This window comes from Providencia sp. M-27, from assembly GCF_011077905.1.
Classification (GTDB): Bacteria; Pseudomonadota; Gammaproteobacteria; order Enterobacterales; family Enterobacteriaceae; genus Providencia; species Providencia huaxiensis.
This window is the reverse complement of record NZ_JAALBT010000062.1, coordinates 1-1,042: the sequence shown is the minus strand read 5'-3', so window position 1 is coordinate 1,042 and position 1,042 is coordinate 1. Positions and strand designations below refer to the sequence as shown.

The 1,042-nt window shown below is 33.4% G+C and carries 1 pseudogene; it reads right to left on the bottom strand.

Annotated elements, in window-relative coordinates:
- A pseudogene (locus G6Q48_RS21935) lies at positions 1-929 on the bottom strand (hypothetical protein); the annotation flags it as partial.
- Between the last annotated feature and the right edge of the window lie 113 nt (positions 930-1,042).

Below are 1,042 nucleotides of genomic sequence, written 5' to 3'. Positions count from 1 at the left end.
GGCTTCTCATCCATAATTCCGCTTTGAAGTAAATTTTTATGAATTGGTATAGTTCTTATACTACTTGAATTTTTAATCCTCTTACCATCCCTATCATTAACACTTATACAAGCTATCTTTTGTCCTTTATCCGCAATGTATACATAATCCTGCTCTGTTAGCTGTATACATTCGGTCACTCTCATACCTGTGTAATATAGTACCTGTATAAGCCACCACAGATGAGATTTGTGCTCTATAAGTTCAAGTACTTTTTTGTGTGATTCAGTGGATACTGAGATTCTAGGGTTAATTTTTTTAATCTTCTTATATCCCATATTACTAAAAGGATTTTTAGTAATATAATCCCTTTTATCAGCGGCAAAGCTAAAAAGAGCTGATACTTTCTTAAACATGGATTGGCTAGAGAATTCAGACTTATACTTATTCTTTAAAGCCTTTTTAAAACTAGCTACCTTTGGTTTGTTAAATGATTGAATATCTTTATCACCATATAGGCTAATTAAATAATCAATCGCAGCCTTGTTACCTTTAAATGTTAATGGCCTCCATTCAGATTTCATTTCGTTGTACCACTCATCAGCAACTTGGCTAATTTTATGCCCTTTAGCTTGAAAGCGGCTATCATTCTGCTGTCTACTAGGTAAATTCCCGCTATTAATCCAATAAATGTAGTTTGCCTCTAAATGAATCCCTTCTTCGATGAACATATCTCGTTCATTAATTAAATGTGCTCTGATCTCATCAAAATCAGTGCATTCTTTTTTTAATCGATGAAAAGTACTAAGTAGAATTTTTGAACGTTTATGAGCGATTTGTAGATCTCTAGTTCTCAAGTCAAATCGAATTAGCTTTCCTACATATGACTTTTGCCAAATATAATAACCACGAGAATTACATGAAATATACATGAAATGTACATGTGCCATTGGTGCCCCTTGAATTACCATCAGCACGCGAATATTCACATAACACATTGAAAATAAAGGTTAGGTACTATATTAGCACCTAACCTTTCAGTACTGGTTACTCATCTTCGAGA